The organism is Planctomycetota bacterium, from assembly GCA_039182125.1.
In the GTDB taxonomy this organism is placed as follows: Bacteria; Planctomycetota; Phycisphaerae; order Tepidisphaerales; family Tepidisphaeraceae; genus JBCDCH01.
Map to the genome: position 1 here is coordinate 1 of JBCDCH010000055.1, position 25,844 is coordinate 25,844.

At 63.0% G+C, this 25,844-nt stretch carries 24 protein-coding genes; 20 read left to right on the forward strand and 4 right to left on the reverse strand.

The window, feature by feature from the left end; translation table 11 throughout:
- Positions 1 to 324: hypothetical protein (locus AAGD32_13575; protein ID MEM8875271.1), on the reverse strand; the 324-nt coding region annotated here is incomplete at its 3' end.
- Between the two features lie 932 nt (positions 325 to 1,256).
- Between AAGD32_13575 and AAGD32_13580 the strand changes: the two genes are divergently transcribed.
- The 4 genes from AAGD32_13580 (at position 1,257) to AAGD32_13595 (ending at position 12,197) form a co-directional block, all read left to right on the forward strand.
- Positions 1,257 to 8,765: an RHS repeat-associated core domain-containing protein gene (locus AAGD32_13580; protein ID MEM8875272.1), complete on the forward strand. Its 7,509-nt coding sequence runs from the start codon at positions 1,257 to 1,259 to the stop codon at positions 8,763 to 8,765.
- A 32-nt stretch (positions 8,766 to 8,797) separates the two neighbouring features.
- Positions 8,798 to 9,511, forward strand: coding sequence for a hypothetical protein (locus tag AAGD32_13585; protein ID MEM8875273.1), 714 nt, complete (start codon positions 8,798 to 8,800; stop codon positions 9,509 to 9,511).
- A 197-nt stretch (positions 9,512 to 9,708) separates the two neighbouring features.
- Entirely contained in the window at positions 9,709 to 10,944 is a 1,236-nt protein-coding gene (locus tag AAGD32_13590) for an RHS repeat-associated core domain-containing protein (GenBank protein ID MEM8875274.1), read from the forward strand.
- A 521-nt stretch (positions 10,945 to 11,465) separates the two neighbouring features.
- On the forward strand, positions 11,466 to 12,197 hold the full coding sequence (locus AAGD32_13595) for a hypothetical protein (GenBank protein MEM8875275.1): 732 nt from the start codon (positions 11,466 to 11,468) through the stop codon (positions 12,195 to 12,197).
- Here AAGD32_13595 and AAGD32_13600 read toward each other — a convergent pair.
- Genes AAGD32_13600 through AAGD32_13610 form a run of 3 tightly spaced genes read right to left on the reverse strand, consistent with a single transcriptional unit; the run spans position 12,128 to position 12,942 of the window.
- The gene (locus AAGD32_13600; protein MEM8875276.1) at positions 12,128 to 12,316 is read right to left on the reverse strand and encodes a hypothetical protein; all 189 of its coding nucleotides are present in this window, start codon (positions 12,314 to 12,316) and stop codon (positions 12,128 to 12,130) included. The genes AAGD32_13595 and AAGD32_13600 overlap by 70 nt on opposite strands.
- Positions 12,317 to 12,320: 4 nt before the next feature.
- Positions 12,321 to 12,671 carry a hypothetical protein gene (locus AAGD32_13605; protein MEM8875277.1) on the reverse strand — a complete coding sequence of 117 codons (351 nt, stop codon included), beginning with the start codon at positions 12,669 to 12,671 and terminating at the stop codon, positions 12,321 to 12,323.
- Positions 12,672 to 12,702: 31 nt separating this feature from the next.
- Complete coding sequence (locus AAGD32_13610) at positions 12,703 to 12,942, reverse strand: helix-turn-helix transcriptional regulator (protein ID MEM8875278.1); 240 nt, start codon at positions 12,940 to 12,942, stop codon at positions 12,703 to 12,705.
- A 187-nt stretch (positions 12,943 to 13,129) separates the two neighbouring features.
- Here AAGD32_13610 and AAGD32_13615 point away from each other — a divergent pair, with 187 nt between their 5' ends.
- The 16 genes from AAGD32_13615 to AAGD32_13690 all read left to right on the forward strand — a co-directional run bounded on the left by AAGD32_13615 (position 13,130) and on the right by AAGD32_13690 (position 25,800).
- The gene (locus AAGD32_13615) at positions 13,130 to 13,618 is read left to right on the forward strand and encodes a hypothetical protein (protein ID MEM8875279.1); all 489 of its coding nucleotides are present in this window, start codon (positions 13,130 to 13,132) and stop codon (positions 13,616 to 13,618) included.
- Positions 13,619 to 13,756: 138 nt separating this feature from the next.
- Positions 13,757 to 14,623 (forward strand): hypothetical protein, encoded by an 867-nt coding sequence (locus AAGD32_13620; protein ID MEM8875280.1) that lies wholly within the window; start codon positions 13,757 to 13,759, stop codon positions 14,621 to 14,623.
- Positions 14,623 to 14,901, forward strand: a complete 279-nt coding sequence (locus tag AAGD32_13625; GenBank protein ID MEM8875281.1) for a hypothetical protein — start codon at positions 14,623 to 14,625, stop codon at positions 14,899 to 14,901. Before AAGD32_13620 ends, AAGD32_13625 begins: the two co-directional genes overlap by 1 nt.
- A gap of 299 nt (positions 14,902 to 15,200) precedes the next feature.
- A complete protein-coding gene (locus AAGD32_13630) occupies positions 15,201 to 15,962 on the forward strand; it encodes a hypothetical protein (protein ID MEM8875282.1) in 762 nt (253 codons plus the stop codon).
- 162 nt (positions 15,963 to 16,124) lie between these two features.
- Positions 16,125 to 16,325 (forward strand): hypothetical protein, encoded by a 201-nt coding sequence (locus tag AAGD32_13635; protein MEM8875283.1) that lies wholly within the window; start codon positions 16,125 to 16,127, stop codon positions 16,323 to 16,325.
- On the forward strand, positions 16,318 to 16,521 hold the full coding sequence (locus AAGD32_13640) for a hypothetical protein (GenBank protein ID MEM8875284.1): 204 nt from the start codon (positions 16,318 to 16,320) through the stop codon (positions 16,519 to 16,521). Before AAGD32_13635 ends, AAGD32_13640 begins: the two co-directional genes overlap by 8 nt.
- A gap of 79 nt (positions 16,522 to 16,600) precedes the next feature.
- Positions 16,601 to 17,089: a hypothetical protein gene (locus AAGD32_13645; protein MEM8875285.1), complete on the forward strand. Its 489-nt coding sequence runs from the start codon at positions 16,601 to 16,603 to the stop codon at positions 17,087 to 17,089.
- Positions 17,086 to 17,412 carry a hypothetical protein gene (locus AAGD32_13650; GenBank protein ID MEM8875286.1) on the forward strand — a complete coding sequence of 109 codons (327 nt, stop codon included), beginning with the start codon at positions 17,086 to 17,088 and terminating at the stop codon, positions 17,410 to 17,412. Before AAGD32_13645 ends, AAGD32_13650 begins: the two co-directional genes overlap by 4 nt.
- 47 nt (positions 17,413 to 17,459) lie before the next feature.
- Complete coding sequence (locus tag AAGD32_13655) at positions 17,460 to 19,799, forward strand: phage/plasmid primase, P4 family (GenBank protein ID MEM8875287.1); 2,340 nt, start codon at positions 17,460 to 17,462, stop codon at positions 19,797 to 19,799.
- A gap of 596 nt (positions 19,800 to 20,395) precedes the next feature.
- The gene (locus AAGD32_13660; GenBank protein MEM8875288.1) at positions 20,396 to 20,797 is read left to right on the forward strand and encodes a hypothetical protein; all 402 of its coding nucleotides are present in this window, start codon (positions 20,396 to 20,398) and stop codon (positions 20,795 to 20,797) included.
- Positions 20,781 to 21,020: a hypothetical protein gene (locus AAGD32_13665; GenBank protein ID MEM8875289.1), complete on the forward strand. Its 240-nt coding sequence runs from the start codon at positions 20,781 to 20,783 to the stop codon at positions 21,018 to 21,020. Before AAGD32_13660 ends, AAGD32_13665 begins: the two co-directional genes overlap by 17 nt.
- Positions 21,021 to 21,146: 126 nt before the next feature.
- A complete protein-coding gene (locus tag AAGD32_13670; protein MEM8875290.1) occupies positions 21,147 to 21,299 on the forward strand; it encodes a hypothetical protein in 153 nt (50 codons plus the stop codon).
- Positions 21,300 to 21,585: 286 nt separating this feature from the next.
- Positions 21,586 to 21,870, forward strand: coding sequence for a hypothetical protein (locus AAGD32_13675; GenBank protein ID MEM8875291.1), 285 nt, complete (start codon positions 21,586 to 21,588; stop codon positions 21,868 to 21,870).
- A 7-nt stretch (positions 21,871 to 21,877) separates the two neighbouring features.
- Positions 21,878 to 24,484 (forward strand): hypothetical protein, encoded by a 2,607-nt coding sequence (locus AAGD32_13680; GenBank protein MEM8875292.1) that lies wholly within the window; start codon positions 21,878 to 21,880, stop codon positions 24,482 to 24,484.
- A 138-nt stretch (positions 24,485 to 24,622) separates the two neighbouring features.
- Positions 24,623 to 25,504: a tyrosine-type recombinase/integrase gene (locus AAGD32_13685; protein ID MEM8875293.1), complete on the forward strand. Its 882-nt coding sequence runs from the start codon at positions 24,623 to 24,625 to the stop codon at positions 25,502 to 25,504.
- Entirely contained in the window at positions 25,501 to 25,800 is a 300-nt protein-coding gene (locus tag AAGD32_13690; protein MEM8875294.1) for a tyrosine-type recombinase/integrase, read from the forward strand. The genes AAGD32_13685 and AAGD32_13690 overlap by 4 nt, the downstream gene beginning before the upstream one ends.
- Positions 25,801 to 25,844 lie beyond the last annotated feature (44 nt).

Consider the following 25,844-nt stretch of genomic DNA (forward strand, 5'->3'; position numbering starts at 1 on the left):
CCGTCGTTTCGGCTTGCCGCCGAGGATGTCCTCCAGCATGGTGCAGATCGACGAGTCGGAGCTGTCCAACGCGCTCAATACGGTCTTCTTCGAAGGCTGGCTACTCGGGTCGAGTTTCTCGACGCCCGAAGCAAGGTCTTTCGCACGCTTCTCAAGGTGTGCCAGTCGGACGTTGTGTACGTGCGCGAACTCGCCCGCAACGCCGCGGCCTCCTCGCTTCGACAGGGTGCTTAGCCATCCGTCGTCGGTAACGGCTTCGATCACCATTCGGTTGATCCGGCAGTTGGTCAGCCAAGCCGCCGTGATGTCGTCGTGTAACTCCATGATCGCCCGAGGTTACGGGATCACGGGTGGCGGTACAGGTTGGAGACGACCCATCTGAGCATGTTGTCCTCCGGTCGGATGTACCGTGGCCCACACCCGGTTATCGGCGAGAAAACCTTGGAGGTATGCGGATTAGACTATCGCGGTGGCAACTGTCGTTCAGCATTTGTGACCTTCCAAGTAACAGGCTCCGGGTGCAAGTTGCAACTCACAGGAAGGTCGTTCCCATGCAAGCCAGAAGCTCCCGTAGAGTGGCGCGAAGGCGCTTCCCCTTCTTCCCCACACGTTGCTTCGCCGTTTCGCGAGGCCGTAACCTGAAACGGTCGGTGTCCGCCGTTCGTAGGCCACCTCAATCAACCCCGACTGGACGCCACTAGTGGCCGCGAACGATCACGCCACTGACAAGCCGACCGATCAACACGAGTCGGCGAATCCGCCAGCCCCCACGCCCGGATCGGCACCCGGATCTGCCAGCTCAAGGAAGAAACAGCCCCCTCTACCGAGAGTCTGAACCAGGACGCCCGGTACCGGCGTGCGGATCGGCCCGACTGGACCCGCAGGCAGCGGGAAGAGACACGCATGGCTTACGAACATGCGCACCTCCAACGCTGGCACAGGGCGGGGATAGACCACGCGGCGGGGGAGGGCGGTGTATAACTCATGCGCCCGTTCGGGGGTATTTGTCTTGTCGCACCCCCTGAACGGGTGTCAGGGCCGAAACCGGATTGAGGGGCCGGATTCACGTTGAAATCCGGATCAGATTATCGCTCAATGCGGGCGACGCCGTTGGCGTGTTTGCCGGGCGCGGGGATCGGCAGGCCGACGGTGCCAAGCCTGGGACGAAACACCCCTCACAATCTTTACCCGACGTCCACGTCCGTCCGCGTTCGCCCGCGTCTTCGTGGCCCGTCACCACCCGGAAGGGATCGATCATGTCGAAGCTGCTCATCAAGCTGTTCGGTCACCGCGACACTGCCATGCCCAAACCCAAGCTCCGCGAAGCCGCGCGGTGCGTGGTGGAAAACCTGGAACAGCGGAAACTGTTGGCTGCGCCACAAGACGACACGTCCGGCGGCTGGGGCCACGGCAACGGTGCTCCCGAATGGGCAGGTTCCGAGGTGAGCGCGGTCCGCTATCACGACGGGGCGGTCAAGTCGTCCGCGACCGACCTGTGGAGCAACGGCCTGGGTTCGGGGCTGGGCCACACGCGCTCGTGGACGAACGCGGCCGGCTATGCGGAGAACAGCAGCTTCGACAACGGCAACGGTTGGGTGATCGGCGGCAGCTTCGCCCGGTTCGACGAGGGCGGGACCGATGAACTGGTGCTGATCTCCGACGCCAACGAGTCGACGTACTTCGATAAGAACGGAACGGACTGGGAGCCGCGTCATTACAATCAGCAGATCCTTGAAGAGGACACGACCGCGAACACGCTGACACTTTGGGACCCGAACGGTGAGGTGTGGGTCTTCAACAGCTTTGGCGCGAGTTCAGACAAGGGTGAGCTCATCTCGTTCACCGACGTCGCCGGCGTGGAGATGACCGTGACACGGACTTCGGGGGATGTCACGCGTGTCGAGCGGGACAACGGCGCAACGGGAAGCTCGAAGATCACCGAGCGGTTCGATTATGACTACAGCGACTCGTCGAACGGTGGCAGCGGCGACGAGATCGACACGGTGACCTGGCGTCGCCAACGCGGTGACACCGGCAGCTTCGAGACGATCCGCACGACGGCTTACACCTACTACGGCAGCAGCGAAAGCCACGGCACCGAGGGCGATCTGAAGACGGCGGTCGTCAAGGACGAGAGTGGCAACGTCATCGATGCCTGGTACTACCGGTACTACACCGATGCGCTCGGCGCAGGCTACGCCGGCGGGTTGAAGTTCGTGGTCAGTCCGACCAGCTACGAGCGGGCCGATGCCGGGATCAGCGGCGGCATCCTGGCCGCGTCGGATGCGGCGTTGGACGATTATGCCGATGCCTACTTCGAGTACACGGATGTCGATGCCGGTGCGGGTGAGGACTGGCGTGTGTCCGAGCATGTGCGGCAGGGCGAGGGGTGCAGCGTCTGCACCGGTGGGCTCGGGTCCTTTACGTTTGGCTATGCCGACAGCAGCAACTCACCGACCGATCAGCGCGAGCACTGGTACACGAAGACGACCCTGACCGCGCCGGACGGGACAGACACGGTGGTTTACGCCAACGACTACGGCCAGACGCTCATGCGGGTCGAACAGCCGGACGACCTGACCGGCGATTGGATGACGGGATTCGAGTACGACGATGACGGGCGGTTGGAGTATACGGTGTATCCATCGGCAATCAGCGGCACGCTCTCGTCGATGGAGGCGACGAGAGATCTTCTGGGCGAGACCGCGCAGGGCACCTGGACCAACGTTCACGACGACCAGGGCCTGATCGGCCAGACCAACTACTACGGCGGTGCGGCGGTCGACGACGGCACGGGCAGCGACACGTTCGTCGGCCATGTGTCGTTCGGTGAGCAAAGCAGTGGCGGGGGTCTGACCGGGTTCGGCGCCGAGGTCAGGGTTCTGAACGGGGACGGCGACAGTGGGACTCGTATCTCGTGGCAGGAGTATGCCGTCGAGACCGCCACGGTAAACGGCACGGACATCGCACGGGCGGTGGTGGCCAAGGACCACCGTGAGAGCGACAACGGCGTTGAGACCACGTCCTACGCCTACACCTGGCATCCGGGCACCGTTCAGATGCTCACGCGCACGACCACGCTGCCAACGGTGAGCAGCGGCAAGCACGGCAGCGGCACGGCCGACACCACCGTGGAGACCTTCGACATCTACGGCCGGATGACGTCGTTCGTCGACGAAGACGGTTACGAGCACACGACCGTGTACGACGCCGGCACGGGTGCGGCCACGTCGATGACCTACGACGACGGCGGGCTCGATCTGACCAGCTCATACGTCGTCGACGAACTCGGCCGTGTCACCCAAGCGACCGATGCCAACGGCAACGTCACACACACGATCTACGACGACGCGAACCAAGAGGTCCGCACCTACGTCGGTTGGAATGCGACGACCGGTGCGTCGACGCTTCCGATCTCGATCGTCCGACACGATCGGGCGGGCGGCTATGTGGAGTCGATCACGACGTCGGACACACCCTCGACGACGGGATCGGCCGGCAGCTTCGTGCCCGACGGCGGCGAGTCGATCTCGTCGGTCGAGTCTCTCGCCCGCTCCTACACCAACCTCGCCGGGCAGGTCACCCATGTCGACCAGTACATCGACTTCGACGGCCTCACCTACGGCACGGGTACATCGCTCGGTACGGATGGCACGCACTTCGAGCGGACCGAGTACGGCTACGACACGCGCGGTCGCAACAGCCTCATGGTGGACGCGACGGACACGATCACCCGCACGGTGTTCGATGGTCTGGGCCGGGCGATCGAGACGTGGGTCGGCACCGATGACACGGGAGCGACGCACGCCGATCCCGGCAACGGTGGCGCGGGCGGCAACAACATGGAGCAGGTCGCGGCCTATGTCTATGACGGCGGCAACGTCGGCGACAGCAACCTGACCAAACAGACGCTCGAGCCCGGCGATACCGCCGACGACCGCGTCACCGAGTTCTATCACGACTGGCGTAACCGGCAGGTGGCGGTCAAGCGGGGCGTGGGGGCTTCGGAGTCGTCCTCGCTCGACGTGCAACGCCGCATCGAGTTCACGCAGTACGACGATCAGGACCGCGTTCTGCGGTGGAGTGATTACGACGGCGACGACGTTGATGTGATTTATGTCGATGGCGTACCGACGCTCGACAGTGCGGACCTGGACATGCGTCGTGCGCGAACCGTTTACAGCTACGACGAACGCGGTCGGCTGTACGAGTCCGAGCAGAAGAACGTCGACCCGGTCACCGGGAACACCACGACCGGTCTCAAGACCCGTTACTGGTACGACGGCCGGAGCAACGTGGTCAAGCAGGTCGAGCCGACGTCGGCGGCACTGGAGTATGTGTACGACGGTGCGGGCCGGGTGACCACGGCGTTCGCGACCGACGACACCGGTAGCGCCAACTACGCCGATGCCGGTGATGTGACGGACGATGTGGTGGTCGAGCAATGGGAGTACGCATACGACGCCAACGGCAACGTGCTCCAGCAGACCAGCCGTGCGCGCTTCCACGACGCTTACGAGGGCTTCTCGACGCTGGAAGGTGAGCTGGGCGGTCCGGGCGATGCCAAGACCGGCAGCACCGGCCCGGTCGCCGCTCGCGTGTCTCACACGACGCACCTTTACGACGCTGCGGACCGGTTGATCTCTTCGATCGACTTCGGGACCGGCGGTCCGGACGGGGCGATGTACTTCGAGGCCGAGCGGCTTGCTTACACGGGGCTGTTCAACGGCGAGGGGGACAGTGCCGCTGGCGAGGGGAGCTACCTCTGGCACGACGAGGGCGCGGGCCACGACACGGTCGCGAGCGACGGGGTGCTCGGCACGGTCACGCTCAGCTTCCCGGCCGACGGCGTCAACGACTACAAGATCTTCCTGCGTCACGACAGTGCCGATGGCAGCAGCAACTCGTTCCACTACCGGCTCGACGGCGGGGCCTGGAATGTCGAGCACCTCAACTCTTCGGTGAGCGGTTGGGACTGGGAGGCGATCGGTTCGAGCGGCGGTACAACGTTCGTACTGGACGAGGGTGTCCACACGCTCGAACTCGCCATCCGCGAAGACGGCACCAAGCTCGACCAGATCGTCGTGCTCCCGACCACCGGCACCACGCCCACGGGCATCGTCGCCAGCGACGATGTGCTGATCACCAGCTACGCCTACGACGCGGCGGGTCGGTTGTCGGACGTGATGGACCCACGCGGGCTGGTGACACGGACGACGTATGACCTGCTGGGCCGCACGACCGCGACCACCGAGAACTACTCGGACATCTTCGACGACTTCGAGGGCAGCGGGAACCTGCACGGCCGCGACCTTCAGGGCACGTTCGAGAACTGGGCCAGCCACGGCGGGACATGGTCGATCGTCAACGGCAAGGCGGTGCCCACGAGCGTGGGCTCGGTGGATCCGGTCGTGGTGACCGACATCGGCACGCGTGACGCCCACGTCTCGGCCACGGTGGACACGCCGATGTACGGCACGGGCCTGGTGGCGCGGTTCACCGACACCGACAACATGATCAACCTTCACTACCGGCCCGATTACAACGGGGAAGAGATCATCAGCCTTGGCGCCCGCAGCGGTGGAACCTTGCACAACTTCGGCTTCGTGACGCTCGACGACCTGGAAGGGGCCCAGGAGTCCTTCGACGACGGCGAGCGGCTCGGGCTGGAGGTGATCGGTGACACCGCCCGCATCTTCCTCGAAGGCCAGATGATCTACGAGGTGACCGACACGGTCATCGGCGGCCTCACCGGCAACGGCTACGGGTTGTACTCGGACTATATCGAGGACACGCAGTACGACGACTTCCTGTTGCGTCCGCTCAATGCCGACCAGAACCGGGTGACGCGTTACGGGTACGACGGCGTGGGGAACGTCACGCAGCTCACGGCCGACTTCCTGGGCCGCGGTGCCGACCAGATCACCAAGTACGGCTACGCCACGGACAATGATGGCGTGGATCTGGATGACGACCTGTATGCCAACAACATCCTCACGAGCATCAGCTACCCGAACCCGGCGGGGATCTACCTGGCCGCCGAGGACGGGACGCTGATCAACGAGACGGTCGAGGCGACCGACGGCGGCGCGTCGGGCGTGGACGTCGGTGATGACGACGGCCACAACTACGTCCACACGCCCAACGGTGCCACGCCCAACACCGCCACAAAGACCGACGCGACGACGGGTGAGTTGGATCTGGCCTTCACGGCCGAGGCCGGCGGCGACTACTACCTGTGGTCACGCGTGTACGCCCCGAACACCTCCAGCGACAGCTTCTACTTCTCGATCGACAACCACGACTACGACACATGGGAGCAAGTCGACGCCCCGTCCACCGGCGGCTGGGTGTGGGTGCGCAGCAGCGACAGCACGCACCTGCGTCCCGGCGACCACACGCTGAAGGTCAAACGCCGCGAAGCCGGCCTGAAGCACGACAGCTTCATCCTGACCCCCGACGCGACGTTCACCCCGAGCGGCCTGGGCGACAGCTACGCTGATGACCAGACCGAATACTTAAGTAACAACCGCCTTGGCCAACGCACCAGCTGGACCGATCGCAACGGGACGGTCCACGAGTACGAGTACGACGTGCTGGGCCGCCTCGGCAGCGACTACATCACGACCTTCGGTGTTGGGGTTGACACGGCGGTGGACCGCCTGACGTACGCGTTCGATTCGGCTGGCCGGCCGCACACGTTCACGAGCCGTGACACGGCGGGCGGGACGTTGATGACCGACGCGAACATCGTGAACCGCGTCGAGCGGCAGTACAACGGGTTCGGGCAGTTGACCAAGGAGTACCAGGAGCACGAGGGCGACGTGGACGGTTCGACGCTGCTGGTCGAGTACGGCTACGCCCAAAACACCTCCAACAGCGGCTACAGCCGTCTGTCGACGATGACGTACCCGAACGGGCGTGAGGTGTACTTCAACTACGGCGACCCGGGCGCGGGGATACAGGGCCTGGCCGACGCCTGGGCAGTGAACACGGCGATCAGCCGGCTGTACGGGATCAGCGCGTTGGCGGTGGACTTCGCGGTGGGGGCGACCAACCCCGACGACGCGGGGACGGTGTACGAGTCGTACGAATACCTCGGTCTCGGCACGGTGGTGGGTCGTCTGCACCCGCAGGCGGAGCTGGACCTGGTGCACTATCGCGAGAGCAGCAGCGACCCGGTGGGCGATGGCGGGGATCAGTACACGGGCCTGGACCGGTTCGGGCGGATCGCGGACCACCGCTGGGTAGACAGCGGCGGCAGCAGTTGGGCCGACGCGGACCGTTACCTGTACGGTCACGACCGCAACGGCAACCGCTTGTACGAGGAGAATGTTCTCGACACGGCCAAGAGCGAGCTGTATCACGGTGGCGTGGGTAGCACCGCTACTGGTTACGACGGCCTGAACAGACTAACGGCGTTCAGCCGCGGGACGCTCGCGTCGGGCAAGGACAGCCTCACCGGCGGTGCGAGCCGCGAACAGGTGTGGGATCTGGACAACCTGGGCAACTGGGCGAACGTCGAGACCGACGGCACGAGCGAGAGCCGCGTCCACGACAGCCAGAACCGGTTGATCGAGGCGGGGGCCAACACGTTGACTTACTCGGCCAACGGCGAGATGACCACCGACGAGGAGGGCAACACGCTGACCTACGACGGCTGGGGTCGACTGGTGAGCTGGAGCGACGGCACGACCACGGTCGATTACGAACTGGACGCGTTATACCGCCGAATCGAACGCGACGACGGCACTGATGTCACGCATGACTACCACAGCGCTTTGTGGCAGGTGCTCGAAACCCGCAACGACAGCGGCAATCCGACGGATCAGTACGTGTGGAGCCCGGTGTACATAGATGCCATGGTCCTCCGTGACAGCGACGGGGCCATGGACGATGATGCCACCGACCTGACGCAGCACGCCGACAAGCGTCACTACGTCCAACACGATGCGAACTTCAACATCACGGCGGTCGCCGAGCTACAAAACCGGGGCCTCTCCAATGAGACCGCCACGGTGGTCGAGCGTTACCTCTACGACCCCTACGGCACAAGAACAGTGCTGGACGCCGACGGCCTCAGCGACGTCGACTTCACCCACGGCCACCAGGGCGGCAAACACGACGAAACCACCGGCACCGTCCACTTCCGCTTCCGAGACCTCGACGCCACGCTCGGAAGGTGGAACAGGCAGGATCCACTGAGGTATGTGGACGGAAACAGTGTTTATCTTGCAACAGGTTCAAGACCCACCATCTTGGTGGATCCTCTCGGATTAGATTCTCAGCCCAACTGGGACTACGGCGGCGAGGATCCGGGTAGCGGCGACGAAACTCGCGAACGAGCAAAAATGTTGCAAGAATGGTTAAAAATGTGTAGGCTTGAAGCGGGTGGTGCGCGAGCGGATGCCGGGAACTACGCTTTGAGGCTTCAAGCTCAATGCACAAAGCACATTTTTGAAGCTAATGCTGAGTTACAGCAGGCCGTAGAGGATTATCGCGATGCAGGAATACACGACTTTGAGGGGCGAACTTCCGCAGTATCCAGATATCAATCTGCGTGGAAGAAGCGATACTATTTCGGCAAGTGGCGGGAATTGTACGCGTACTTCGATTGGCTACTTCAAGAGCTAGATGCTGAGCGGTTCCAGTGGCCGTTTCCACCAAGACGGAATGTAGGAGTAGTTTCACCAAGGCATCCTGAGGATTCGCCCTTCAATGCCCCGCCTCCTCCGTTATTGCCGCCGTTGATTTTCATTAATTGATCTCCTTGTCGCAATCTTAAATTCTGACCGTCATGCTGATACTTAAGAACAAAGTGTACGAGGTGCCTGTGTTGCATTTAGTGACCTTGCTGGTATTTGTTGCGGTTCAGGTTGGGTGCGCTGGCTCATCACTCGAAATGAAGGAAAGGAGTACCGGTGACGTTGCTGATGCGGTTATACCACTCATATACTCTAATGGTGCTTGGCATGTGTTCGATCGGGTGATTGTGTCACAAGGTAATGACACGGGCTTGCTGGTCTGGCAGCCGCAACCTAGCCATGAATTATCGGTGATTATCCCTAGCGAGTTTGCCGAAGTATCCGGTATTGTTGTTGATTTCGAATCGCATCTTGAATATGCATGCTTGCGGTTTGACCGTGGGAAAGAGGCGGTCATTGAGTCTTATAGGGGATTCGAGGTCCAATCAATCTCGCCGTTGGGAAGTGGTGAATGTAGGTGTGGGGGCCTGGGCGATTCGAAGGTTGTTACCATAGCAACCGACTCGGAAGCAACATGTTTGCGATGGCAGGCTTGTGACGAATATCGATGTATTAGAATTATTGTTTCAGGCGTACGCGATCGTGGCGTTGGGCTTCGCCGCAAACCCGGTGAAGCTCGTTTCATTGTGATGTCTAATTTGGATCTTAAGAGTGTTCCTGAGTTGGTGAGTGTAGCTCGTAGGCAGGAAGTACCCGGAAGTCATGCAACCGATTTTGGTGGCTACGGGTCTCCAACCTCTCCCTGAGTCCGGGCGTGAGGAAAAGTGTGTTTCTGCTGCAGGCGGAAAACGGGACATTCCGGCTCAGTCTCAACCCTCAGTAACGACGCTTGAGGATCATGATGGTGTGGACGATCGCCCGCAGTAGCATCTCCTGTTCACGGCGACGTGGTGAACGGCTGCGCAGGTGCGCGCCGAAATGAGAAAAGGTGAAATGAGAAAAGGTGTCAGGGTCCTTTTCGGATCTCGAGGCGGGGACGAGCACGCTGACCTACTCGGCCAACGGCGAGATGACTACCGACGAGGAAGGCAACACGCTGAGCTACGACGGTTGGGGCCGACTGGTGCGTTGGGACGACCCGGGCACCACGGGCACCGGCGGCCAGCCGGAGAAGGCCTACGTCTACGACGCGCTCTATCGCCGCATCGAAGAGAGCGGGGCGTTGAGCCCACGCATCCAGAGCTACTACAGCGCCCAATGGCAGGTGCTTGAAGAACGCGAAGTGGCCGGCAGTACGACGGTGGAGCGCCAGTACGTGTGGAGCCCGGTGTACGTGGACGCGTTGATCCTGCGTGACACCGATGGCGACGGTGACGGCGACCTGACCGAACACGCCGACGAGCGTCACTTTGTCCAGCACGACGCGAACTTCAACATCACGGCGGTCGCCGAGCTACAGAACCGGGGCCTCTCCAACGAGACCGCCACGGTGGTCGAGCGTTACATCTACGACCCCTACGGCACAAGAACAGTGCTGGACGCCGACTGGACCGCCGACGCCGACGGCCTCAGCGACGTCGACTTCACCCACGGCCACCAGGGCGGCAAGTACGACGAAACCACCGGCGCCGTCCACTTCCGCTTCAGAGACCTCGATAGCGTGCTTGGGCGGTGGAACAGGCAAGACCCGCTCGGGTATGTGGACGGGATGCAGCAGAATGCGTACGTCGGCGACAATCCTGTCGCCCAATCAGACTCCCATGGCCTCCAAAGGTCTCGCCGAACGTGGCTTGAACAACGTAAAGAACGACATCGAGCCAAAATGTTGCGTTTGACCGGAAACGCCGACTACGATCCCAATCCCGGCGGTGGTACCGTAACAGTTCCGGACAATGACGATTTTTTGAAATGTCTTCAAAATTGTATGGAAAGATGGGACGTTTCCGGGACCATTGTCGAAGAATCTTGTGCGCTCGCGTTTCATCCGATCCCCAAAACAGCGTTTGAGTATGGCTATGGTCGAACGATTCGTGGAACTGGCCGATTCGGTAACAGTAATCTTCTTGGGCCGATCAATCGGTGGTGTCGCGCTAAGAGAGTTACCCGTTACCCGCTTAACCCTCAAACAGCAAAGACGATAGGCAAGTTCACAACACGTGGCGCAGTCGTTTTCAGCGCTGCCGACGCATTAACGATTGCAGGCTGCTCTGCCAAGTGCGCTTATCGCGCGATTCGATAAGAAGTAGTATTATGGGCTACACGAACTACTTAGTTGCGACTGCAACGTGTTTAGCGGTCTTGGTAATCGCCATTTACTATATTTGGCACCATCTGCGATCCTTGCGTGGTTGGCAATCACGAAGACAGCGAGATTGCTCCGACGTTCTTCAGCAGATGAAGGACAATGGCATTCCGGCAAATTGGCAATCACGAATGATATTTGTTCGGGTGTGTAGGCTGCTGGACACTGATCCACGGCTTGTTGACCTTGAAGATCGAGTTGCAGTGTTTGTGCCGGTTGACTTGTTCTGGCTCGATCAAACGTTGCGGTACGCATCTGCTGAACTGAGGAAGAGATTTTCACGTAAGTCGATGGTTCGGCGAGACATGACAATAGCCAGCGTAATAATCTCATGTCTTGGGGAGGCAGAAGGGGGCGGAAATGGGGACATTCTGGCTCAGTCTCAACGCTCCTGATGAGGCCGACTGACGGTGAAGATTAGACGCAGCGCGATCGTGGCCGACGGGTGGTGTTGCCCCATGCTTCCGACCTGCAAGACGCCGCGGGCGGTGATGGTCATGGCCCATGAGCTGGCCCGGCGATGCTTGCCCGACCGTCGCAGCAAGTTCAGCCGACACGACTTCACCGAGGCCCAACGCTTCGCCTGCCTGTGCGTCCGCGAGCTACTTGTCAAGAGCTACCGCAACATCGAGGCAATCCTGCGTGAGAGCGGCTGGGGCGACTCGATCGGCATGGCCAAGGTCCCCGATCACAACACCCTCTGCCGCGCGTTTGCCCGGCTCACGCGGGGCTCGATCATGGGCCGCCTGCTGGACCTGCAGGTGAACTGGTTCGTGAAGCTCGGCTGGCTCGGTCCGGTCTGCGGGATTGACAGCACCTACTCCGAGCGGTGGCATGCGAGCCGGTACTACGAACCCCGTTGCCGGCGAGCGAATAGACACCTTCGTCACGAATCGCCGCGTCCTGAGCGAACTTCCGAGTCCGTCAAGACGTTGCCCAAGCTCGGGATCGGTGTCGACACCGCCAGCGGTGTGATCCTCTCGGCCGTCGCATCGATCGGCTTAGGCTCGGACGCCCCAAGTTTCGACGGACTGCTGTTTAGCGCCTGGTGTCGCCATACCTGCCGCACGGTCGTGGCCGATACCGGGTACGACAGCGAGAAGAACCACCGCATCGCCCGTCAGGACATGAACGTGGCGTCGATCATTCCCCCAAGGGTCGGCCGACGCATGAACTCCACGGCGTCGTAGAGCCCTTGCGGCGAGAAGTCGTCTTCGGTGAGGCCGAGGGTGTCGGTGTCGAGCGTGAAGTCGACCGCCGCGGTGCCGGTGAGGTGGGCCAGGTAGGAGTAGCCGGCGGGGGCGGGCATGGGGTTAGGGTGATGGGTCGGGCGCGTCGGCGGCGTGTAGCCGCCGCATTTCGGCGTCGTCTTGAATGAGTGAGAAAAACTCATCAACGCGCATGCCGGCGAGTTGAAGATACCCATCGCGGAGAGAAGTCGCTTCAATCATCCGCTGGCCTTCCGCCAACGAGACTCCATCAGAATCGTCGATGCCAGAAATCACAGCCTGAGCGTCAATTGCACCAATGAGCGCGTGGCGATGTAAGTCTTCTGCCGAAACCGGCCCTCGCTCGGTAACGAACTGAACGATAACCAACACGGTCAGTAGTAGGGCGCAAGCCCACACACCGGCTGCGGTCACGATGCGAAGTGTTTTGTCCACGCCTCAATCATCGGGGCCGACCGTGGCGGGTTCAAGCGTCGTCATCGCTGAGCGGCAATAGCAGGTCATCAACCGTGACTTCTAGCGCGTCGGCCATCTTCTGAATCGTTGAAACGCTGGGGTCTTTGCGGACACCCGCTTCGACCTTCTGCCAGTGTTGGTACGAAGTCAGCTTTGCGGCGGCGGCCGCCTGCAAAAGCGTCCACCCGCGTTCCTCGCGCAGCTGGCGAATCTTGAGGCAGTCAACGGGCACCATTTCCATCGTCGTCATTTACTGACAGTGTAGCACAGGTCCGAGAAAAACACACACGATCGTACTTGTGAACACACACGAAAGTGTGTAGTCTCGTTCGTGCCGCGGCACCATCGCAGCGGCCGGGCACTCGCCCGACAAACAAACGGCCCCGCGGTTCGCCGGGAAGCATCACCGCGGGGCACAACACCGGAAGGTACCTCCGATGCACCAGCATTCTACCGCGGTCGCCCCCGCAACGCCCGCCGACCGAGCCGCTTACCTCGATCGCGTCACGACCGGCCCGGCGTTCGGCGAGCCCGTCAACCGCTTTCCGAGCGACGACGAACTGGCTGACTACTACACCCGCCACGAACCGACGCTCACCACCGACGAAGCCGACGTGCTCGAAGCCATCCGCGGCACCGCCGACAAGCGGCGATCGCTGCAGCACGGCGTCGCCGCCTTGCTCCGCAAGCTCAACCGCAGCGACTTGGCCGCGGTGCTCACCGCGACCGCGAGCGTTGCGGTCGTGGCCCATGTCGATGGCCAGCGTGTCGCAGAGACGACTTACCGCATCGACGCCGGCGAAAACAGCGGTGAGTGGACCACTGACCACCGCACCGACGATCGGACCGTGGTGACCATGGCCGTCGATTCGTTCCTGCTCAGCGGCGACCTGCCTGATGTTCCCGCGCTCGGCTTCCAGCTTTGACCCCGCCCGCCGCGTCGCCGCTTGACCGCGGCGGCGTTGGTTTGTGCTGGCCGTACGTTGCGGCTGGCCATCAAACAAGTTGCCCGCCGCGGTGCGCTAACACCCGGCGGGCAGGGATTCATCCGAGAGGATTTCACCTTGAGCATCCTACACGATGCCGCTCCCGACACGGGTTCCAATGCGCCTGCAAGTTCCAACCCGCAGTCGGACGACGCCAAGCTCGCCACTGACCTGAGCGAGGCACGCAAGGGAATGGAGGACCGGGGCCGACGCCCCCGCGTCGGGGCGATCGTCGCTCACGGCGACTACGGCATCATGCGTGTCAGTCAGGCCCACGAGCACGCACTGATATGCCGGACCGTCTACGACGAGAACGGACCGACCGACGGCTACGTTAACGGCAGCATGGCTTTCCAGTCCGACGACGTCGACGTGCTGCTCGTCAATGGCAACTGGCCGACGGCCAGCATGCACCGCACTATCGGCGTCGAACACCGCGGCGACCGTATCACTGTCCACCGTCTGCGTGACGTGGCACTCACGCACAGCGGCTTGCGGCTGCAGGTGAGCGAAGCTTGGGACAGTGTCGACGGCGACAAACGCGACGGGAAGCTTCACAGCGTCGCGGCCGACGACCTGACTTGGCTCGACACGTTCGGCCTCGTCGTGCTGCCCGAGAGAATGAGGCCAACCCTGCCTGCCGACTTGTCCGAGGAACCCGCCGATGAATGGGTCGACGAGGATCCTCACGACCTCACGACACCGGCGGGGCGGGCCGATGAGGCGTCGGCCATCCTCGAATTGTTCCAGCAGTTACAGCGACGCATCGACCACGACGACGCACGCGACGCGATCAAGTGCCTCGACGTTGCCAATGCCGTCGAAAACCTCGCGCTCAACACCCGGATCGCAGCGATGGAAGCCGAGCTTGCCGAGCGGTTTCCCGACCGCGTCGCGAAGCTGGTCGAGACGGAAGCCGACACCACCGAAAGCGAGGCGGCGTGATGATCCGCGCGTTCAAAGGACGCAAGCGGTGGGTGGTGCGGTTCCGCACCCGCGATGCCATGACCAACATCGGCAAAGGGAAGTGGGTGCCAGTGATGGCCTTCCCGGCCTATCGCATCATCGACGTCGACGAGAATCTGGACGGCCCCACACGTCGGCGGACTCTGTCTCGATTGTGGGCCGACATGGCCAATCGTGAATCACACGAGGGCATGCGGAAAAACGCCGCGATCGCGTCGGCTCAATACGAACGGCACGAGGCCGGCCATGCGAAGTAGCCGTGACCGTACCGCTGACCGATTGGCCACGTCGAAGCCGCCGCGGAAGCGTCTTCACCCCGACTTCCGCGATGACCACGAAGCCCGCATCCGCGACCATGCCGAGCGGGTCGCTGCGGAAGAAGGGCGGGGGCCGCCGGGCCAAGATTCGGATGGTCAGATGCTGCTATTTCGTTAGTACGTTGTTACCCTGTGGTCTGCGGGTAGTCGGCCGGCCAGCCGACGCAGGTTCAGGCAGTGCCGCAGTAACACCTTCCGCCGCGGTACTGCCGGGCCGCCCGGCTTTGCTGAGGAAGGTCATGCCAGACACCACAAATGCTTTGGTCGAACAGATTCGGCAGCTTGCCGAGGATGCTCCGCGTTGCGACTTCGTTCACACGATCTGTCACGCAATCGGTGCCTTTTCTCCACCGACGCACTCGCCAGCCCCCGGGCTACTCCGCTCCGCGGTTCATGTTCCGACATTGGAACTGAAACTGCCGCTTCCGTCGCCGATTGATGTTCCGAAGGGTTGGTTGCCTCCAATGCGCGTGGCCTACTTGTGGATCGTCGATGAGTCACACGCTGAAGTTGCCTCGCGACTTGAGACGCTTGTCGGGCGACTGCCGGGTGACTTCTGCTGGGAGAAGTTCGTTGAAGCCGAAGGCGTTCAGCATGTAGCCGGCAACGGCGCGTTTCTTTTGCGTTCGGCGTGGGACGGCTTACCTCAGCCGCAGCGCGCGATGGTGCCGCTCACTGGCAAAGGGTCACCGGCGTTTGAAGTGAGCGTTGTTAGCGATGCCATCTTCAGGCTCGCGGCTGCGGTGACGCCCTCGCAAAGTGGTAAGGAAACACCTGCAGCAGCTGCGTCACCGGTTGGCGATGTTAGCTCAGGCAAACTACGGCTCTCTTCTTCGACCGAACTGATGATTGCAACGCGGATTCGTCAGCTTCGATCGTCCAACCCAGCGGCGACGATGGCGGATGTCGCGAGGCATTTGCAGGTTGACCGAGGCACCGTCTCAAAATGGCAGTCGATGGACCACTACCCAGATGTAGTCGAATCGCTCCGCGGTATCTGATGTTGCGCGGATTGTTGCGCAACACCGCGCACATTCTTCGGCAGTTTCACCGCGACTGATCGCTGATTGCAGGCCGCAAAGGCCGTTTGGTCCTGAGCTGCGCCCGTGTTGCGCGCAACACCGCGGTATGGGGTAGAGGCCCCGCGTTGGGGCGACCACATCATGCCCGACTTCAAAACCATCACCGACATCGCCCGTGAAGCGGGCGTGACCCAACGGCAAGCCGACTACGCGTCGCGTGAGTACGGCGTCGAAGCTACAGCCCGCGTCGGCACCATCCGAGTCTTCGACGAACACGCGGCGAATCGAATCAAGTCGGCAATCCGTCGCATTGCACGAGACCGCGAGGCCGTCCATGCGTGAAGCCGCCACCACACCGCAGCAATGGCCCGCAGCGATGCGCGAACCGACCGCCGCGGCCTACCTCGACATGAGCCCGCGGTCGCTTCGGCAAGCCGTTGCTCGCGGCGACATCCCGCGGCCGGTGAAAGTGCCGAACACGCGGATGAGCGTTTGGAAGAAAGACGAACTCGATGCCGCGATCGCGGCCTGGACCTGAACCAATCAACGCCTCCGCCGCGGCACAAAAAAGCCCCGGCACCGCTCGCAACGGCCCGGGGCAGAAACCGAGACACCCGATGGTATCCACAACATCGAATCCCCGCACGAGCAAATCACCGCGCCGCCCCGACCTGGCCGACCTTGACCATGACCGGCGAGCCGAAGCGTTGGCATTGCTCGCGCAAGTGCTCACCGTCGACCTCGTTTGCGTCGACGCTCACGCCGGCGGCCGCGATCAACTCGACTGTCCCGGCGACGACCTTCTCCAGGCCGGCTTGATCGTGAAGATCGTCGACGACAACTGCGAGCCCGCCGAGGCGCTTCTTGAGCCGCACCCGGCACGCCTGCCCGTCGCCTGGGCGTTGGTCATTCAACACGTCGCGCATGCCGGGTTTCTCGAACTCATCGACCTCGAATCCGACGGTCGCTACGACCCGATGCTGCGGCGTGCTTTGAGGGAGATGCGCCGAACGCTTGACGTGCTGGCATGCGATGCGGAGTCGCTTGTCGAACTGGCCGACGAAGTGTTGCCCAGCGGGTCAACAGATGAGCGGGGTGAAGCATGAAGTCGCACCGCCGACTACTCCGCGATCGCGAAGCGTTGAACGCGTCACTTGTCGCCGCCGGCGGACGGATGCTCGGCCACGGTCGGGTCCGCTGCCCGTGGTGCCGAGAGAACACACCCGGTGCGAGCAAGGAACCAGCCCGGACCTACGCCGATCGCAAGGGCGTTTGGCGGTTCATCTGCCCGGCGTGCCAGCTCAACGCGAGCGTCATCGGCGTGACCGCCAAAGCGACGGGTCGCGAGACTGCCGATGTCGTCGCTGAGATCGACGCGCGTTCGGCCAAGCCCAAACGCCGCGGCAAGCGGAAGGCGGCGCGGGTATGACGGCCGCCGCAACACAATCTGACGCGCCGAACATGCCGGCGGTCCCGATGGCCGACGATATCGAGCTCGCGGTCCCGATGGATTTGCAGGAACACGATCAATGGGTGCTCTGGCGCTACGACCGCCGCGGCGATGACGTGACGAAAGTGCCATGCTCCGTGCATGGCCGACTCGCCAAGGCCAACGACCCGCGGACGTGGGCCAGCTTCGATGACGCGCTGGCCGCCTACCGACGTGGCGGTTACGCCGGCATCGGGTTTGTGTTCAATGCCGATGATCCGTTCGCCGGTGTAGACCTCGACGACTGCCGTGATGACGACGGCACGCTCAACGACCGAGCCCGCGGCATCGTCGAATCGTTCGGAACCTACACCGAAGTCAGTCCGTCGGGTAGCGGCGTCAAGATGCTTTGCCGCGCCGACGCCATTCCGAAAGGGAGGAACGTCGGTTGGTGCGAGCTCTACACCGGTGGCCGGTTCTTCACCATCACTGGTCAACGGGTTCCAGGCACGCCCGCGATCGTCAACAGCTGTAGCGAACCGTTCGCCGCGCTCTACGCCCGCGTGACGAAGCCGAAGGCGTCGACCAATGGCACGGCCCGGCTCAACGGTTCGCAGGCCAATGGAGGCGATGACAACCGCGTGTCGCGTTGCATGGCATACCTCGACAAGCTCCCGCGCGCGGTGAGCGGTTCGGGCGGACATACCGCGACCTTCACCGCGGCTTGCACCTGCTACCGGTTCGGGCTCACCGAAGCCGAGACGGCTGACGCGCTGCGGTGGTACAACGACAACCGCTGCGATCCGCCGTGGAGCGATTGGGAGCTGCAGCACAAGGTCGAATCAGCACGCGACGAAGTCACTGCCGCCGGCGACATCGGGAAGTTTCTGCGCGAGGATCGGAGCAGCACCGACAAACAGCACACCAACGGTCGCAAGGTCAACGGCACCAGTCGCGTCGACGGGCATCGGGTCGACACTGACACCGGCGAGATTCACGGCGATGGCGACAATGCACCGGATGACGGCGTTCGGCTGACCGAGCAGGGCAATGCCGAGATCATCGCCGCTCAGCACGGCCGTGACCTCATGTACGTGCCGCAACTCGGTCAGTGGCATGCTTGGACCGGAACACATTGGCAGCCCGACACGATCGGTCGCGTGGTGCAACATGCGAAGCGCATCGCTGTTCACCTTGAGCAGCTACGCGGGCGTCCAGGACTCGACCAAAAGGCTGTCGACAAGCACGTTGTCCGGTCGCAGTCGGCGGCCGGCATCAACGGCACGCTCAGGCTGCTGCAGACTGAACCAGGGATCCCCGTGTTGGTCGACCAACTCGACACCGATCCGTGGGCGCTCAATGTCGCCAACGGCACGATCGACCTTCGCACTGGCGAGCTTCGACCCCACGACAGGGACGAACGAATCACCCGATGCCTTCCATGGAACTACAACCCGCAGGCACAAGCTCCGCGGTGGATGCAGTACCTCGCCGAGGTGCAACCGGATGACGGGATGCCCGAGTATCTGCAGCGGATGGCGGGGTACGCCGCTACCGGCGCGATCAACGTTCAGGAAGTGTGGTGTCTTTGGGGCAGTGGTGCCAACGGTAAGTCGATCTTCCACGACACCATTGATCACGCGCTCGGCATCTATTCGGGAATGGCACCGCCGTCGCTCATCACGTCGACCGGCCGCGACGAACACCCGACCGAACTGGCCGACCTGCTCGGCAAGCGGCTGGTGTTGGCCACCGAGACCGAGGAAGACGCCAAGCTCAAGGTCCAGCTCATCAAGCGGCTGAGCGGCGACGAAACCATCAAGGCCCGCAAGATGCGGCAGGACTATTTCGAGTTCCGCCGGACGATGAAGACATGGCTTGTGACCAACAACAAGCCGCGGGTCGACGAAGCGACCAACGCCATCTGGCGGCGGCTGCGATTGGTGCCGTTCCATGTGACCATTCCGCAGGCAAAGCGGGATGTCCGGCTTCTCGACAAGCTCAAAGCTGAGACCGAGGGCATCCTCGCGTGGATCGTCGCCGGCAGTGTCGACATGCACCGCAACGGCATGCAGACACCGAAGACGGTCCGCGACGCCACCCGCGAGTATCGGGCCGAGTCGGACCGATTGGGCGACTACCGCGAGGCGAGGCTGGCCAGTGGTGATGGATACCGCATCACCCGCGCCGACTTGTTCCAGGACTACCTGCATTGGGCCAAGTCGGCCGGCGAGCATGACACGCTGAGCGACCGGGCTTTCTACACCCGCATTCGGCAAGTTCCCGGCGTCGAAGATGGGAAGTGGAAGGACGCCGAGGGCACAACTGTCCGCGGCTTCCTGGGCATTGATCTTGGCTGGAAGAGAGGGGGTCCCGATGGCGATTAACATCCACGGTGGCACATGTGACGGTTTGGTGGCACTTAGTGACACTTACGAAACCAACCCCAAAGTGGGGGAAAATCGCCCCTCAAGCAGCCAAGAACCGCGATTGGTGGCAGGTGGCACATTGGGGCACCACTTGTCGTTCCGCTCTATACGCGCGGGTGTAGCGGGGAACCCGGAAAGTGGTGCCCTAAGTGCCACCTGCCACCGAACCGACCGACGGTTTCTGCCGACTACCTGGCCGACGAACCCGCGGCGTACGTGTTCACCGTCCGGCCTGAGAAGGGTTCTGTCGGTGCGTCGCCGATCGCGATTCGGTTGCGCGCCGCACTGAAACAAATGCTCCGCTCGCATGGCCTGCGCTGCACGGCAGTCGAGCCGGTGAATGACGGTGACAAGGTCCAGGTGCTTCGAGCACGCCCAGCGGTGGCCAATGGAAGCGGGAGGGCGAGCGCGTCGGACGCAGGAGAACGCACGGAAACGCGTGAGATCGCGAATTCCACAAAACCCAACACCCCTACGCGTGCGCGCGGGGCGATCGGCCGTCACCCAACCGACCAAACCGATCCGCTGCCCACTTCAAGCCGAGGAAGTCGACCATGAGTACCACCACCACGAAAACCAAGCCCAACGACCGCGACGCCCGCGGGCGATTCCTCAAGGGATGCGCCGGCGGACCTGGCAACCCGGACGGCAAGCGACTGGCCAAGCTCCGCTCGGTGCTGCTCCGATCGGTCAGCGAGCAGGACATCGGCCGCGTAGTCGACCGCTTGATCCAACTCACCGGCGACACCGACCCGAAGGTCCGCCTGCTCGCCATCCGTGAACTGCTCGACCGGACACTCGGCAAGCCCAAGCCGATGGAAGCCGACGCCGACGCGCCCCAGCAGTTCGGCATCCGGTTCGAGCTGGCCGTCGATCCGCGCAAGCTCACGCCCGAGGAGTTTGAGCAGTTCACCGCACTACGGCGGAAGGGGGTCGGTCATGCCGACGACGAATGACACCCCCGCGGTCGTCGAAGCACTCGACAAGCGACTGCGCAGCCTTCACCGCCGCGGCCACTTCAAGGCGCTCACGAAGCTCATCCGTGACCGCATGGAGCACGGCACGCTACCCGAGCGATTCACCGTGGCCAGCTACGTAGAGGCCGTCGTCGTCCTCCCTGACAACCTTCAAGTCCACGTCACCCCACACCCAACCGCGGCCGACGCCGCAGAAAAGTAACCAATGCCGTCACGTGACATCCAACGACGCATCGACGAGTCGAAGCGGATTAACTCCGCGGTCGACAACATCACTCGGATCCTCGACGCGTGATCCAAGTCCGATCGCGCTCGCCATCTTCTACCCGTGCTCGACGCGCTCGACACGCTCGCCAAGTTCAGCCTTCAAGCGGCTGGCACCGGCAAGCGCCAGCAGTTCATTCAACTGGGCAAGCGAATTGCCGAAGCTCGAACCGTTGTGCTTGAGCACGCCAACACCGCTGCGGCCAATGCCGCCTAACCAGGACCATTCATGCCAGAGACCACCGATATCGACACCCGAACCGACACGCAGAAAGAGCGTGACGAAGCCATCGCTAAGTACGAGGCCGAGCTGAAAGAGCTGGCAGGCCGCAAGGCTGCGATTGACTCGGAAATTCGCTCACTGCACCACGCCCGCAACCAAGATGCCGTCGCGACCAAACAGAAGCGCGCGGAGGTACCGCATTACGGGAACAACCCCTTCTGGTTCGTTGGGTTGCCGTCGTCGGGCTTGATCGTTCGGCGGCGGTCTGAAGGAAGTAGCAATGAGCGAAGAAACCAACAACGCCGAACCGTCACCACAGCCAAACGCCAGAGACTCCGCGGCTCACTTGATCCACGTCGCTGAGCAGTTGCACGGGCTCACCTTGGAAGTGGTGCAGACGCCCCGCGAACTCAACGTCGGCAAGGTCGACGGCCGCATTCTCGTTAACGCGCTGCGTGCTCTGAGCGACACCGCGGTGCAACTGAGTTGCGAGTGCATCCGACTGGCCAGTGCCGTGGAGATTCACATTGAGAACCAGCCGGACGACACCGGCAACCTGAACTGAGGAAACCATGAGCAGCATCAACCTTGGAAGCCTGTTCTTTACCATCGAAGGCCGCAGCAAGATGGACGCTGCGATCGCCGAATCCAAGCGGAAGATCGATGAGATTCGCAACTACGCCGCGCAGCCGATCAACATCGGCGGCGGTGGCATCGGCATCCCCGTCCCCGTCCGGCAAGGTATCCCGCTTCACTCCGGCGGAACCGTCGGCCAGCGCAGCGTGGCCAACACCGGCACCGCGGGACGTATCAGCTCGATCGACCTGCTGAATCCCAGCGGACGCCCGATGAATTCTGCAGCCGCCGCGCATCGCACGCCGCTGCTATCGGGCAGGGCTGCGGTCAATTCGGCCGCCGCGGTGGCGATGCTCAACGGTCGCATGGTTGAACCGGTGATGTCGTCGTTTGCCCGGCAGGCGACGCTTCCCGGCGGCTACGCCGGTGGTCCGTCGCGGGTCGCATCGGTGTTCACGCAAGGGCAGGTGCTTGATGCGGACGCAAGGCGACGGGCGATGTTGTCCACGGGTCAACAGTCGCGCTTGGGTGCCGGCTCACCACAGCGGGAACGCATCGACGCCATGAACGCTCGCCGGCGACTGGCCCGCGGCCAGACGGGCAGCGGCGCGGTCGACGACCCGATCAAAGCTGCCACGCGTCGGGTGACTCGGTCGCACGACCAGGTCGGCCAAGCCGGGCAGCAGTACGCCCGCGAGCTGAACAACGCATCGGACCGTCTGCGTCGCCAAACCGGCGGCGGGTTCGGTGGCGGCCGCGGCGGTGGTGGCGGTCGCATCGGAGCGGGGTATCCCGACTACGACGGGTGGGGCGATGGTCCGTACGGACGCCGACGGCGGCCTGTTTCGCTCCAGGCGTCGCCGGGCTCAACGGCACTCGCGCCGCGGAACATGGTTCCCGCCGTACCGCGGCAGGGTGAGCCGGTGAACCTCCGCAGCGGTGTGACCAAGGAAAGCCTTGGCGGATTCGCCCGCCGCATCGCCGGCACGCAAGTGATGTCTTCGTCGATGTTCATGTTGTCGATGTTCGGCGGATACGAGGCTTTTGGGGCCGTCAACGCGGGCCGAGCTGCACGTCGTACCGAAAGGACCTACGGCTCGGCTGACCGGCGCACGGCAGAAGCTCACCTTGCCGCGGTTGATCAGGTGTCAGGCGGCATCCTCGGCACGCCGCTGGCGTTTGCGATGGACCCGTACTTGCAATCCAAGGGGCTCACGCCTGAGCAGATTCAGGCCGCGCTCGAATCGTCGGACGCGACTGATATCCAGACCGATATCAGCAACAAGGTCCGCGAGATGGAGAATGAGATGCGTCGGCGGACGGTGACCGATGGACTGACTGGATTCAGCCGCCGCATCGCCGACGTGGCCGACGCGCGGGCCGAACGCAGCACAGAGTTCGGGAAGCTCATCGAAGCGCGGCGGGAAGCTGATGCAACTGTGGCGACCGTGGCGGCTGAGGAACGCAACCGCACTCGCGATCCCCGCATTCGCCAGCAAATCACGTCCGAGCGTTTGTTCCTGCCAACGGAGGCCAACGAAGATCGCAAGGCTCAAATCCGCCGTGAGATCGAAGCCGCGGACCGACAAGCGGACTTCAACCTCAAAGCCGAGCAGCGGCGCATCCGCGAACGCATGAGCGAACGCCTGAAGGCGTTCAGTGATGGCATGGCCAACGCTCAACTCGACCGCATCGGCGGTCAGGCCATGAACCAAGCCAGCATCTACAGCAGCCTTGCCGACGCATCGGCGGCCAGTCGCCGCGGCGAGAGCTTTCAGGCGTTCCGTTCGAAAGCTCAGGCCGAGCGGTTCGCGCTGCAGAACAAGCAGACTCAGGATGCCGCAGCGTTCGGTTCTTCAATCGAAGCCTTGCCGTTCAACATGAAGCTGGCCGCCGCGGGCTCTTTCGGCAAGTACCAGGAAGACCAACGCGAGCAACAGAAGTACGACCAAACGATGCAGTTCGGGCGCCAGTTCGTTGCACCGCGGATCGGCAGTGCCTTTGAAGCCGTGGGCAGCTTCTACGGCTTGTCGCAGGCCGCCGGTGCCAACAACGCGATCCTCGACGCACAACTCGCTCGCGATCCCATGGGCGCTCGACTCGCACAGATTGATGCCCAGCGGCAGCAAGCCGACCTCGCCATCGACGCATCCGGCATGGCCGGTCCGCTGGCGTACTTGGCCAAGCGTGGAAACGACACCGTGTTTGGCAAGCAAGCCGCACTTACCGAGCAGCAGTTCGCCGACCGACGGCGGATGATCGGGCTCGGGCTCGATAGCCGAGAAGCGCAGTTTGCAGCGCGCAACGATCTGCGGGGCGTAGCAGCGGCGAACATAGGTTTCACCGCATTGGGCGAAGCGATGCAGCTACAGCAGTCCGGCGAAAACGAGCTAGCCGCCCGCACGTTGAGTATCGCCAAGAGCCAGATCAATGACGTGACGAAAGCCGAATACGCGCCCGGGGCATACGACCGCAACATTGCATCCGGAGCCCAACGTGGCAACAACGCGGCCCAGGCTACGGAACGGACCAACGACCTACTACAGCGGATCGATGCGACGATGCGCGAGCTGCTTGAGAACGTTGCGGGCGGCGCTCCCTGATCTAGCCCCAACCTGAACTGTTGCCCCGCAGGTCAACAAACCCGTCAGCGCCCCGGCGCTTTGGCGCGGCCGGGCCCGTCGCGCATCATCCACGGTGCGTTTCGGGGCCGGCAACCCGAATCAAAAGGAAGGTTCAACGTGAACATCATCAAACGAAGACGCAAGGTGACCAAGCCGGACGGCACCGTCGAAACCCGCACGTCCGCACATTGGTACGTCCAATGGAAAGACGCCAACGGCCGCACACAGCGGCGGAAGGGATACACCGACCGGGCGGCAACTCGGCAACTGGCGGCCAAGCTCGAACGCGAGCAGGCCCGCAGTGAAGTTGGCATGACCGACCCGTACGCCGAACATCGGCACCGGGACATCCGCGAGCACCTGGCCGACTACCTCGACCATCTCGACACGGTCGGCCGGTCGGCCAGCTACCGCGAGCTCGCCGAGCAGCGCGTGGGGATCATCCTCGACGGCACCGGCTGGCTCACCCTCGACAAGGTCAACGCCGACGACTTCCTCACCTGGCGGACACGCCGGGCGCGGAACGGCTCGACCAACGGGAAGGGGATCAAGCCGGGGGCCAAGCCGTCGGCCCGGACCCTGAACCATTTCCGCGACTCGATCCGCGCGTTCCTGAACTGGTGCGTGTCGGTGAAGCGGATGCCGGCCAACCCGCTGGCGGGGATCCCCGCGGTGGAGGGGCCGGAGAAGGTGAAGCGCCGGGCCATGACCGAGGCCGAGATCACCGCGCTGCTCACCGGCTGCCCGGATGATCGACGCTTTGCGTGGATGTTTCTGCTGCTCACCGGTCTGCGGTGCCGAGAGGCAGCGGCCCTCGAATGGCAGGACGTCCGGCTCATGGCCACCCGGCCTTACCTGCAACTGCGGCAGGAGACGACCAAGGCCCGCCGTGCCGATCGGGTGTGGCTCCGCCCGGAGCTTGTCGCCACGCTGCGAGAGAAGGCCCAGGGCAGCCCGAAGCCATCGGCCAAGGTGTGTTCCCGCACTTCCCGTCGTTGAAGCTGTGGAAGGCCGACCTGCGGCGTGCTGGCGTGGCGTACGTCGACGACGCCGGCCGACAGGTCGACCGTCATGCAACCCGCACCACGCTCGGCACGATGCTGCAGAAGGCCGGGGTGTCACCGCGGGCTGCCCAAGACGTGCTGCGTCACGCGAGCATGTCCCAGACTCTGCGGCACTACACCGACGCCGATGCGTTCGACGTGGCCGCCGCCGTGGACGCATTGCCCGACCTCACCGGGAATGGTGATGTCAGTAACCCCGAAAAGCTGTCCTCACGGGCTGCAAACGCCTGATTCAACCGGTTTCAAATCCCGGTAGCTCCACTGCTACAAACCTC

What these genes read in the sequence shown, in the direction of transcription:
- AAGD32_13660 (MEM8875288.1), top strand. Translation starts at nt 20,396, where the DNA reads ATGAGTACCACCACCACGAAAACCAAGCCCAACGACCGCGACGCCCGC.
- AAGD32_13650 (MEM8875286.1), top strand. Translation starts at nt 17,086, where the DNA reads ATGAAGTCGCACCGCCGACTACTCCGCGATCGCGAAGCGTTGAACGCG.
- AAGD32_13630 (MEM8875282.1), top strand. Translation starts at nt 15,201, where the DNA reads ATGCCAGACACCACAAATGCTTTGGTCGAACAGATTCGGCAGCTTGCC.
- AAGD32_13585 (MEM8875273.1), top strand. Translation starts at nt 8,798, where the DNA reads ATGCTGATACTTAAGAACAAAGTGTACGAGGTGCCTGTGTTGCATTTA.
- AAGD32_13610 (MEM8875278.1), bottom strand. Translation starts at nt 12,942, where the DNA reads ATGACGACGATGGAAATGGTGCCCGTTGACTGCCTCAAGATTCGCCAG.
- AAGD32_13635 (MEM8875283.1), top strand. Translation starts at nt 16,125, where the DNA reads ATGCCCGACTTCAAAACCATCACCGACATCGCCCGTGAAGCGGGCGTG.
- AAGD32_13600 (MEM8875276.1), bottom strand. Translation starts at nt 12,316, where the DNA reads ATGCCCGCCCCCGCCGGCTACTCCTACCTGGCCCACCTCACCGGCACC.
- AAGD32_13665 (MEM8875289.1), top strand. Translation starts at nt 20,781, where the DNA reads ATGCCGACGACGAATGACACCCCCGCGGTCGTCGAAGCACTCGACAAG.
- AAGD32_13640 (MEM8875284.1), top strand. Translation starts at nt 16,318, where the DNA reads ATGCGTGAAGCCGCCACCACACCGCAGCAATGGCCCGCAGCGATGCGC.
- AAGD32_13675 (MEM8875291.1), top strand. Translation starts at nt 21,586, where the DNA reads ATGAGCGAAGAAACCAACAACGCCGAACCGTCACCACAGCCAAACGCC.
- AAGD32_13625 (MEM8875281.1), top strand. Translation starts at nt 14,623, where the DNA reads ATGATCCGCGCGTTCAAAGGACGCAAGCGGTGGGTGGTGCGGTTCCGC.
- AAGD32_13680 (MEM8875292.1), top strand. Translation starts at nt 21,878, where the DNA reads ATGAGCAGCATCAACCTTGGAAGCCTGTTCTTTACCATCGAAGGCCGC.
- AAGD32_13615 (MEM8875279.1), top strand. Translation starts at nt 13,130, where the DNA reads ATGCACCAGCATTCTACCGCGGTCGCCCCCGCAACGCCCGCCGACCGA.
- AAGD32_13655 (MEM8875287.1), top strand. Translation starts at nt 17,460, where the DNA reads ATGGCCGACGATATCGAGCTCGCGGTCCCGATGGATTTGCAGGAACAC.
- AAGD32_13580 (MEM8875272.1), top strand. Translation starts at nt 1,257, where the DNA reads ATGTCGAAGCTGCTCATCAAGCTGTTCGGTCACCGCGACACTGCCATG.
- AAGD32_13595 (MEM8875275.1), top strand. Translation starts at nt 11,466, where the DNA reads ATGCTTCCGACCTGCAAGACGCCGCGGGCGGTGATGGTCATGGCCCAT.
- AAGD32_13645 (MEM8875285.1), top strand. Translation starts at nt 16,601, where the DNA reads ATGGTATCCACAACATCGAATCCCCGCACGAGCAAATCACCGCGCCGC.